Annotated in this window: 8 protein-coding genes; 5 read left to right on the forward strand and 3 right to left on the reverse strand. The window is 72.5% G+C overall.

Annotated features, from left to right (window positions below; translation table 11 throughout):
* The first annotated feature begins 236 nt into the window (after positions 1–236).
* Entirely contained in the window at positions 237–785 is a 549-nt protein-coding gene (locus ACWGE1_RS38140; protein ID WP_453425061.1) for an SMI1/KNR4 family protein, read from the forward strand.
* Between the two features lie 362 nt (positions 786–1,147).
* Here ACWGE1_RS38140 and ACWGE1_RS38145 read toward each other — a convergent pair whose 3' ends face one another.
* On the reverse strand, positions 1,148–1,828 hold the full coding sequence (locus tag ACWGE1_RS38145) for a hypothetical protein (protein WP_453425062.1): 681 nt from the start codon (positions 1,826–1,828) through the stop codon (positions 1,148–1,150).
* A 217-nt stretch (positions 1,829–2,045) separates the two neighbouring features.
* Positions 2,046–4,865, reverse strand: coding sequence for a class IV lanthionine synthetase LanL (gene lanL, locus ACWGE1_RS38150; protein ID WP_453425063.1), 2,820 nt, complete (start codon positions 4,863–4,865; stop codon positions 2,046–2,048).
* 237 nt (positions 4,866–5,102) lie between these two features.
* Here lanL and ACWGE1_RS38155 point away from each other — a divergent pair, with 237 nt between their 5' ends.
* Positions 5,103–5,228, forward strand: coding sequence for a hypothetical protein (locus tag ACWGE1_RS38155; protein ID WP_453425064.1), 126 nt, complete (start codon positions 5,103–5,105; stop codon positions 5,226–5,228).
* A gap of 119 nt (positions 5,229–5,347) precedes the next feature.
* Here ACWGE1_RS38155 and ACWGE1_RS38160 read toward each other — a convergent pair whose 3' ends face one another.
* Positions 5,348–5,986 (reverse strand): TetR/AcrR family transcriptional regulator, encoded by a 639-nt coding sequence (locus ACWGE1_RS38160; protein ID WP_453425065.1) that lies wholly within the window; start codon positions 5,984–5,986, stop codon positions 5,348–5,350.
* A gap of 257 nt (positions 5,987–6,243) precedes the next feature.
* Between ACWGE1_RS38160 and ACWGE1_RS38165 the strand changes: the two genes are divergently transcribed.
* The 3 genes from ACWGE1_RS38165 (at position 6,244) to ACWGE1_RS38175 (ending at position 8,844) form a co-directional block, all read left to right on the forward strand.
* Complete coding sequence (locus ACWGE1_RS38165) at positions 6,244–6,885, forward strand: hypothetical protein (protein WP_453425066.1); 642 nt, start codon at positions 6,244–6,246, stop codon at positions 6,883–6,885.
* Positions 6,886–7,049: 164 nt separating this feature from the next.
* Positions 7,050–7,721 (forward strand): hypothetical protein, encoded by a 672-nt coding sequence (locus ACWGE1_RS38170; RefSeq protein ID WP_453425067.1) that lies wholly within the window; start codon positions 7,050–7,052, stop codon positions 7,719–7,721.
* A gap of 10 nt (positions 7,722–7,731) precedes the next feature.
* The gene (locus ACWGE1_RS38175) at positions 7,732–8,844 is read left to right on the forward strand and encodes a hypothetical protein (RefSeq protein WP_453425068.1); all 1,113 of its coding nucleotides are present in this window, start codon (positions 7,732–7,734) and stop codon (positions 8,842–8,844) included.
* Positions 8,845–8,880: the final 36 nt, after the last annotated feature.

Genomic DNA, 8,880 nt, shown 5'->3' on the forward strand with positions numbered 1-8,880 from the left:
GGCCGGCCCCCCCCCCCCCCCGGGCCCCCCCCGGCGGGGGCCCCCCCCCCCCGGCCCGGTCCCCCCCGGGGGGGGGGGGGGGGGGTTTGCTTGCTCCACCGCCCCCGCCACCACCAAACCCCCACCCCCCAGGGAAACGGCCTGGTGATCTGAGGCCGCTGGGCATCGGTCGCAGACACCTATGAAGACGGAAGCCCGGCCAACCACATCATTGTCAGACTTCCAGGAGCCTCGCCGTGCATCCCGACGTGGAAGCCCTCGTGCAGCTTGTCCCACCGCAGCAGGTAGCCGCCCCGCGCGACTGGCCGGCCGTCCACCGCCGCCTCGGCCATGACCTGCCCGAGGACTACCGCCAACTTGTCGACACCTATGGCGGGGGCCTGTTCGATGAGGCGATCTGGATCCTGGAGCCCGACGGCGAGGACAAGGAGTACGACCTCTTCGCGATGGTCCAGGAACGTGCCGAGGTCCTTGAGCGACTGTGGGACGGGGGCAGCGGCGAGCCCAAGCCGGCACAGCTTGCGGAGCCCGGCACGGGCATCGTGCCGTTCGCGCAGATCGAGGGCACAGGAGCCTTCCTGTACTGGCTTACCCGGGAGGGCCAGGACCCCGCCGCATGGACGGTCATGGCCGATGCCGGCCGGGGACCGGAATGGGAGCACCATCCGGTCTCCTGCGCGCGGTTCGTCCTGGGCGTTCTGACCGGTGAGATCCGCAACAACATGTTCGACGAGCTTCTGCCCGCCGACGACCACACATTCGAGCGAACCGCCGACCTCCTCTGAACTCGAGGCGCCGGCAACATTGTTCTTCTCTTCGCGCTGACGACCTCGTCGCGATGATGTGGGTGCCGGCCGGGTAGCCGATCCGACGCTGGAAGGACCGGGCAGCACCCACCTGCAGTGGCGTCGAGGTCCAGGACCAGGCCGTGCAGTTCGCGTCCGCCGGACATCACTGCGGGTACCGCGGTGCGGGTCTCGGTGGCCCGCAGCCGGGCCACCTCCCGGGCTGCGGCGCGGGCCGACCGCAGGCGGTGCCTTCCGCCGGCGACGACAGAACCCCTGGACGAGGTCCATCGTCCCGGCTCAGGAAGGCACTCTTGCGTTTCTGTCCAACCGTCAGCCGCACCCCGACCGAAACGGCGAGGCTAGAGCCCGGGGTTTCTGCCTGCGGCGACGGATCGGACGCGGTCGACCTGGAGGCCTGCGACGTGATCGAGGAATTTGGGCTTGTTCTCGGTGGTGGAGACGTACGCAAGGACTGTGTCGATGCGCATGACCGCGTCCGCGGTGGCGTCGTCCATGAACCCGTCGTTCTCGTCGGCCCCCGAGACCAGCGTCAGCGGCTGGGAGGGTTCGTTGTACTCGGCGGCGGACTTGCGCTGCTTGTCGGCCAGACCCTTCATGGCGGCGCGCGCCTGTTCGGCCGTCTCGAACGAGAAGAGCCTGAACTCCACGCGCCTCTCGGTGGACCCGCTCCCGGCCTGCGTGTCCTTGCCTCCGAAGGCGACCAGCCCGGTGCAGGCCACCCCCGTCTCCTTGGCGCAGGCCTTGACGGCTTCAGCCCCTTGGCCCGCGAACGGTTCGCCCCCGGAGAACCACTTGCTCACGTCCGACTCGTCCGGAAGCGCCTTCATCAGCGCGGCCGCGTCCAGTCGGGCGGCCTGTGCCGTCGGCGTCCGCGGTATCGCCCCCTGCGCAGTGGCTCCCGGGACGGACGTCGGCATCCCCTGCTCACCCGCCGTGGCCGGCTTCTTGCCCTCCTCGCATCCCGTCAGCGCCAGAACCAACGCCGCCGCGACAGCGGCCCCCCGTACGACAGACTTCACTTGCATTCCTCTCACGACCGTTCGCCCGCTCAACGCCGACGCCCTGGTTGACATGGCCACTCAACATCATCGGCGGCAGGTCGGCCAACTCGCGTGATCCGCCCGCACGCCTGTGACCAGGGCAGTTCACTTGCGCGGGTGCCGTCGGTCCCAACCGTCCGGCGCTGCTGAGCAGGCCGGGACCGGCGGTGCAGCGGTGCCCTCCCGGAGACGGGTCTCACGCCGAGCGAAACGGCGAGGCCAGGCCGGCCACGGCGGGGGACGGCGCGTCCGTCCGGGGGATCGTCCACGGGCGGGTGCCGCCGTGCCGCAGGCGCAGAAGGAAGTCGAGGATCCCCGCCGCCCCGTTGCCGTACTCGGGGCCGCTCGTGGCATCGGCGACGAGGCGCAGCCCGTCGGACTCGCAGTGCTGGGCGTCGATGACCGCGGCGATGCCCTCGGCCTGGGCGCGGTAGCGGGCCTCGCCCGTGAAGTCGGCCATGTCCAGGAGGAAGTGGCCGGTCCCGGCGTTTCCGCAGCATGCACCCGCGATCGCACGCCACGGGTCGCCGACGCCGGCCGCCGCGGCCTGTTCGGCGAGCTCCGCGAAGCGCCGCTGGCCGGTGGCCGACCAGAGCCGGATGAGGAAGGTGCCGATGCCCGCGGGGCCGTTGCACCACTGTGTGACCGGCCGGAGTTGCGGCTCGCCGCCCACTTCGGCGGGCCATGCCGCCCTGCCGTCCTCGATGCGGGCGGCTCGGACGAGGGTGTCGCCCGCGCCGAGGGCGGCGGCTGCGAACCGGCCCGCCTCCGCGGTGCGTCCGCGTACGTCGGCGGCGTCCGCGGCGGCCAGGAGGAACGCCCCGACACCCGCCGTCCCGTGGGCGAAGCCGTACGTGTGCGCTCCCGCGAGGGCGGAGTCCGTGTCGTGGGAGGTCGGCCAGGTCCACTCGCCGTTCGTCCGGTCGGCGGCGTCCAGAACGGCATCGGCGCGAGCGAACGCCGCGTCGAGGAGGCGCTCGTCGTCCGTGGCCCGCCACAGGTGCAGGTACGCCGTGCCCGCCCCGGAGAGGCCGTGGGTGAAGTCGGGGCTGGGCCAGCGGATCGGGAGCTGCAGGGCGAGTGCAATCGCCCGCCCGGCCATGGCCGTGTCACCGAGGAGCCCGGCGGCGTCGTGGAGCGCCCAGGCGGTGCCGGAACGGCCGAAGCACAGGCCGGGCAGCAGCCGGTCCGCGCCGAACAGGCGCTCGTCGAGCCAGCGGGCCGCCTCGCCCACGGTGGTGAGCAGGGCGGCGTCACCGCGGACCCGCGCGGCGTGGGTGAGGGTGGCGAGTACGCCGGCCGCACCGTTCCAGGTGTTGCAGGGATCGCTGTGCGGCACGTTCCGTTCCGGTGCGGGCCAGAGGGCGGTGCGCCAGGGGGTCATGGTGCGTCGCAGGTGGGCGATACCGTCGTCGAGCAGCCAATCCATCGCGGCCGGCCGGTACGGGGGCAGCGCGGCCCGCAAGGTCGCCGCCGGGGCCGGGGCCGGGGCCGGGGCCTCGGCGGGCGGACGGGTGCCCGTCCCGTTCGGTCCGGCCAGCCAGGACAGGGCGTGGGGGAGGGTCCACCGCGCACCGGGGTCGGTCCGGGTCAAGCCGTCGATCAGTTCGCCGTACGGTGCCAGCGGGGGATGGCAGAGGGCGATCAGCGGGAGGGGCCGCTGCGCGTCCGGCGGCGGGCCGACGCCGTCGGACCAGCCGGCCGCCCACCGCGGATCGAGGTCCGTCAGCAGCGAGAAGAGCACCACCCCGAGGCTGAAGCGGTCGGCCTCCGGTCCGGCGACCCTGGCGGACTCCGCGGGCGATGCGTGCAGGCCCAGGGCTCTGACCTCGGGTGCGGCGAAGCCCCGCGTGTATGCCGGAGCGCGCTCCTGCCCGGCTTCGGTGACGTACTCCGTGTCGATCAGCCGTACCTCCCCGGCCGGGGTGACCATGACGTTGTGCGGCTTGAAGTCGCGGATCACGAATCCCGCTTCGTGTACGGTCCGCAGCAGGGTCACCACACGCGAGACCATGGCCGCGGCCTCGTCCGGGTCAGGTCCGCCCTCCCGGGCGCGCGCCGACTGCCACTGGTGCAGGGTCTGTCCCGGCACCAGTTCCTCGGCGAGGAACAAGTCCCCCTGCTCCTCGAACAGATGGAGCCTCCCGGGCGTGACTCCCAGCGGTGCGAGCCGTTCCAGCATCCGGGCCTCGTCCCGCAGCCGGTCGCGCACGTCGGTCCCGTCCAGGCGGGCGCCGACGTGCGCCCGCGCGTGCTTGACGATGACCTCGCGGCCCGTCCGCTCGTCCACCGCCCGGTAGACACCGCCCTTGTTCGCGTGCCGGACGGCCCGCAATACCTTGAACCGGCCCCCGAGCAGCACGGGTGCGGCCGCCGTCGCGGGGGCGTCGGGTCCGCCGGGGAAGGGGTATGCGGCCCAGGGCGGGAAGACGAACCCCGCGGCGCGCTCGTCCTTGATCCTGCTGCCGTCCGGGCCCGTCATCCAGGGCTCAAGGACACCGTCGTCGGTCAGGACCGTGTCGCCGGTGAACTGCCCGTACCGGAAGAAGACGAGGCTGCCGGGCCGCACCGGCCTGTCGGACAGGATCCTCGGCCCGCTCAGTCCGGCCGTCGCGGAGTCCAACTCGCCCGCCAGGACACGGAAGTGGTCGTCGTCCTCCGGGTACACGGTGATGAACTTCCCGCCCGTGCCCCGGTCGTGCCAGACGTCCCCGAGACGTGTCACCCGGTCCAGATCGACGGCGAACTTGAAGGAAGCGGTGCGACGCGTGAGCACCTCCGCCGACCGGGCGAGAACGAGGGCGGCCGACAGCGGCGTCGCCGAGACGTGCAGCTTCCAGCCGTGCTTGCGCCGCACGGTGCGGCCCGGAGGCCGTGCGAAGCACCACGACTCCGTCGGCTGCAAGGTCCACCGATGACCTCCGCAGCGGCTCATCACCGCACGTGCGACATCGAGCAGCAGGAGCGAGTCGGCCGACGCGTCGTCCGGCGGGGCGGGGTGCGGATTCGCGGTCATGGAAGGTCAGCGCTCTCTCGGATCCTCAGAGGTCACGGTCCGTGTGCGCAGCTCACCAGTCTATGCCCGCCCCGTCACGGCTTCCTGTCGGACCGGGACGGGGTCCACGGTAAGTATTTGCACTCGAAGTGCAAAGAAATTGCCAAGTCCGGTGTTCTGTCGATTTGTCGGGGTATCGACTGTTTGTCGGGTCGAGGTGACCGAGACCCGAGAGGATCCGAGGAGAGAGGCAAGGCGATGAACGAGACGACGATCGACCTGAGCGCCCTGGAACTGCTCCCGCAGGAGGAGGAGCAGGAGCTGTCGGAGCGGGACTGCACCGGTTGGTCCACCTGTACCTTCACCCTGGCGGCCGATGAATGACCGAACGGCCGCCGGCCGAACCGGATCGGCGCCCCGTCCGGCAGCCGATCGCCCGATCCCCGCCCGCAAGGCGGGGATCAGCCGCGTACCGGCCGGCGTTCGGCCGGGCCGGAGCGGCTTCAGCTGTCGGCCGGGGGTCGGTCGGTCGTGGCGAGCAGGGCGTGCACGGCCGTCTGCATGGTGCCGGCGGCCGATTCGACACTCAGGCCGCTGCTGCGCCAGTGGTACCAGGCGCCCCAGGTCGTCACCGCGTCCAGACCGTGGAGCACTTCGGACCTGCGCCCGGCGGGCAGACGTTCGAGTTCCTCCGCGAAGATCTCGGCCAGTCGCGCCCGGGCGAAGTCCAGCACCTCCCGGGTGACCTCGGCGACGCGGTCACCGGGTGTCTCCAGGCGCATCAGGGTCAGCTGGGCCGGTGTGATCCACTCCAGGATCCGTGCGCGCTGTTCCGTGAGGGCCGCCACCCGGGTGGCGCGCGGACCGGTGGTCGGAAGTGGCCTGATCTGCTCGATCAGTTGCTCCAGCCGACGGGTGATGGCCGTCTCCACCAGCTCGGACATGTCGGCGAAGTGGTGGAACACCAGGCGTCGGGACACGCCCGCGCGCTCGGCCACCCGCTCCGCCGGAAAGCTGGATTCCCCGTCGTCGAGCAGGGACAGCACGGCCTCGGCGATCTTCACCCGGGACTGGCGGCCGCGCTCGGCGCGACCGTCCGTGGCGCGCTCCTCGGCCGGTGGCCTTCGAGCCGACTGATTCACGGCGCCCCTCCCCACTTCTCTGGGTGTCATTGTCGCAAACGAGCGGGCGGGTGGGCGCGTCGGCGCGGGCGAACCGCTCCGCCGCGCGCCCCCTCCTGGCCTTCCGGAGGCCGACCGTACGGGTGGCAGACCGCGACCGTCCCGGGGAGCCGCGGGGTGCGCCTGTTTGGTTCGGGACGTACGTGTCTACGAATCGCGGGCCGGTGTTCGAAGAGCAGCCCGGCGTGCCCTCCGCTTCCGAAGGAGACCACCCCACCATGCCCAGAAACCCGCGATGGCTCGTCGCACTGGCGGCCGGAGCCGCCGTACTGAGTGCGAGTCCGGCCACGGCGTCGGCGGCGCCGCCTGCCGCGGTCAACCCGGCCCCCTTCTCCACCATCACGGTCGACCGCAGCACCGTGGCACACGGCGAGAGCTTCACCGTGTCCGCGAGCCGCTACTGGCCGAACGAGGAGGTGTACGTACGGCTGATCCCGGAAGGCCGGGCCGATGACACCCGCGCCGTGGAGGGAGTCGACGGGGACGGCGACCTGCGCGCCGGCAGGCGCATCGTCACCCTCGCGATCCTCCTCGCGAACGCCGACGGAGAGGTCTCCGGCACGGTCACGGTTCCCCGGCGGCACGGCCGGCACCACCACCTCCGGGGCGAGTACCGCCTGGAGCTCGCCGGGCACGGCTCCCAGCTGTGGCAGTCCATCCCCTTCCGCGTGGTCGCGGCCGAGTTCGGCGGCGGGCACCACAAGCCCGGCCACGGTCCGGGCGGGGGCCCGCACGGAACGCCGGACAAGAAGCCCCACGAGGACGCGCACGACGAGGCCCGCGAGGACGCGCACGAGGCATCCCCGGGCACGTCCCTCGAGAGGCCCGAGGCGTCCCCCGGGATCTCCCTCGAGGACTGACCGCGACACGACGGCGTTCCGTGGCGCGGGCATTCCTGAGCCGGCCTGGCCCGAGCGCCGTACGACAGTCACTCAAAAGGCAGCAGAGCGGACGCGGGAGAGCCCCCAGAGGGTAACGATGCCGCGACCCGCTCTCACCTCCCCCAGAAAGCAGAAGCTCTTTGATGCGCTCTGATCTTCCCCGGCGCGGCCGTTCGGGGCCGCTGCCCCGTCGGCGGCTCCCCCATGTCCGCGGGGCTTCCGTAGCGCTCGCCGTGGCCGTGGCCGGGCTCGCGGGTACCGCGGCACCTGCCTCGGCGCAGACGACGAGGCCCTCGGCCGTGGTGCAGGCGGACCCCGAGCCGAACAAGCTCTGTCCGCCCTGGCTGGACTGCGGTGCCTACCTGCCGGGTCCTTCGTACGACCGGCCGCCACCGCACCACGAGGACGGACCGCCGCAGCACGAAGCCCCTGAAGGCCACGAAGGGGACCAAGGCCACGACGGGCACGGGCGTCCGGGTCCCCCCGGCCCGCAGGGCCCCGCCGGACCCACCGGACCCACCGGTCCGGCCGGCCCGGCCGGGCCCGCGTCCACCTTCGAGACCGTCGGCGACCCCATGACCCTGGTCCGCGGCGAGGAGGGCACCGTGTTCGCCACCTGCCCGGCCGGAAGCACCCTCGTCAGTGGCGGGTACCTGATGAGCGGCACGATGCAGGTCCTGCTGACCTCCCGGGCGGCGACCCCCAACACCTGGACCGTCACCGTCCTGAACAACTCCACGACGAACGCCACCGTGGCGGCCGTCGCACAATGCGCGCGCCATGACCGCAAGCCGGGCCCGTCCGCCCGCCCCTGAAGGGAATTTCATGCTCAGATCGGAAAGGGTCGTCAAGGCCCTGGGGACCGGCGCATGTCTGGCCTCCATCCTGGCGCTCTCCGCACCGACCGCCTCGGCCACGACGACCGACGTCTCGTGCGGTGAGATCCAGACCGGTGTGGTGTCCTGCCTCCTGCCGGACGGCCTCTCCTCGTACGACACCGCGGCTCTGCTGACGGCCGCGCAGGCCGCGACGCAGACCGTGCTGAACGATGCCACTCCCATGGTCATCACGGCCTACGGCGGCGCCGGACGGTACGGCAGCAACGGCGGCGGCCTCTACCGCGGCGGTGACGGCGGCTACGGCGGCAAGGCGCAGACCGTGACGTCGGTCGCGAGCTTCCAGAATGCCTTCGGACCGACGCTGTACTACTACGTCGGTCAGCTCGGCGCGACGTCCGCAGGCGGCCGCGGCGGTGCCTCCACCCTGGTCTCCGGCGTGGACCTGACCACGCAGAACCCGTGCATCACGGGCTACGGCACGTGCACCACGACCACGCTGCTCGCCGATGCCGGTGGTGGCGGCGGGGGCGGCCAGGGCAACGCCAACGGGAACGGCGGCGCCGGCGGCAACGGCGGCACCGCGGTGTCGGGTCAGATCATCTCGGCCGGCTCCGCGGGCGGTGACGGCAAGGCGACCACGGGCAGCCTCACCCGTACCGGTGCGGGCGGTGCAGGCGGCAGCAACGGCGACGGCGGCTCCGGCGGCCGTGGCGGCTCCGGTGTGGACCACAAGAGCGGGACCAGCGGCATCGACGGCATCGGTGGTCTCGGCGGCCCGGTCCACACCGGCAACGGCCCCAACGCCGGTGCGACCTGGACGAACAACTCCTCCCTGTTCTTCGGCAACGCCGGGCAGGGCGGCGAGGGCGAGTGGCGGACCAACGGCACCAACTACGGCAGCGGCGGCGGAGGAGGCGGCGGCTGGGGCGGCGGTGGCGGCGGCGGTGGCGGCGGTGAAGCCATCACCGGTGGTGGCGGAGGCGGCGGCGGCAGCTGGGCGGCAGCGAACACCGGCACCGTCACGAGCGTCCCGGTGATCTCCAACGGCAACAGCGGTGGGAACGGCGCCGTCTACGCCACGTTCGTCGGTACCGGCTGACGTGTGCAGCGCCCCGCGGCCCCGCCCCCTCTCGGG

This window comes from Streptomyces sp. NPDC054932 (genome assembly GCF_053610205.1).